1 pseudogene is annotated in these 1,550 nt (G+C 62.5%); it reads left to right on the top strand.

Annotation, left to right across the window (positions count from 1 at the left end):
• Window positions 1-414: pseudogene (locus tag AC1DEY_RS23320) on the top strand (carboxypeptidase regulatory-like domain-containing protein); the annotation flags it as partial.
• Window positions 415-1,550: the final 1,136 nt, after the last annotated feature.

Raw genomic sequence — 1,550 nt, 5'->3', positions numbered from 1 at the left:
CCTCAGTGGTACCGGAACGGAACCCCGATCAAGGGGGCGACAGCCCTGGGGTATCAACCCGTCCCGGCCGATGCTGGCGCCGCACTCAGCTTCAAAGCCGGCCCGGGCCTCATTCACCCGGCGGTACAGTCCGCGAAAATCGGCCCTGGAACGTTCACCCTGGTGACCACCCCGATCATCAAAGGCACGCCCAAGCCCGGATCCGCCCTGACGGTGTACGTCGGCGGCTGGCAGCCGACACCCTCTTCCTTCGCTTATCAGTGGTACCGATCCGGGGTCAGGATCCCTGGAGCCACGGCGAAAACGTACCGGCTCACCTCCGCTGACGCCGGCAGGACCCTCATGGTGAGAGCGACCGGCTCCCGAACAGGATTCAAGACCACTGTCTCGGCTTCGGTGCGGGCGCTCAGATAAGGCCATCTGACTCTACCGGAGTCGCCGACGGCAGACAGCAGAACGCCCTGCAGAATGGCTCCCAACGCCTGCGGCGGTGGGAGCCGACAATGTGGCACGGTTCTTCGGCACCATGCGCGGCCGTACGGCCATCTATCGGCCCCGCACCGTTCCTGTGCATCCTGGGGTCTGAGCGCAGAGCTCCCCGCTCGACAAATCACCATCCCGAAACTCGAAAGGACACAGCGGGTCGGGGCGCTCCGCACCAATTGGCACCTCTTGCAGGAAATGCGGGGACCTCACGGACCAATCGAAATGCAGCTCGGGCTGAAACAACGGCAACTCCATCGACTGGCATGGAGACAGGGCAGTATGGTCATAGGCCGCCCATACGCTCTTCTCATGACACAGGAGCTTCGGAATGAGGATACTGGCCGGTACTTGGTGACGAGCGCTGCGGGCAGCCGTTATGTGCTCGACTTGACTGCACGCACCGTGACGCGGCGAGCGGCCGCCGCTGCTCCACTGGTTGATTACCTGGATTCGGGGTTTTCGACCCTGCGCCGTGACGGGGAGACGCTAGAGCTGCTCCTTCTGGAGTCGTGCGCTGTGGGCGCGAGCGCCCAATATTGGGTTCAGGTCCGAGCGGATCACGTGGTGACCCTAAGAACAACCTCGCCCATTGTGCGGATCGATGCACTGCCAACCGAATTGTGAATTGGAATCACGCAAGGTTCACCCACGTCTTGAACATCGACACACCTTCGATGGCGTCGCCCCGAACCGCGTAGCGGCGTTGACCGGTCCGGCGATAGCCGAAGCCGCTGGGCTTTGCGGGGGTCGAAGTGACCGAGCTGAATGTGCTGGCGGTTGATGTCGGCGGTCGAAAAATTTGAGCCGGGTCGAGGGAAGGCATTTAGAAGAAGGGTCGGCGCTGGCGCGCATCCCCAGCTAACCTTTCKAATCCCTCTACGCCAGCTTCCTGTTTCCCGGATGTCCGCTGCGCGGCCATCGTTGACCTGATCGCTATGCTCTCTTCACGACTCGATTCCTCCGCGGATCCCTTCTCGTTGACCTCTTCTCGCTATTCGCTCCCCCTTTGGTTCCTTCTTGCTTTCCTGCCGCCTGGCGGCGGCCTCCGACCGCAACCTTCGGGT

The organism is Arthrobacter sp. 05T47, assembly GCF_056395825.1.
This window is presented reverse-complemented; position numbering and strand designations above follow the sequence as displayed.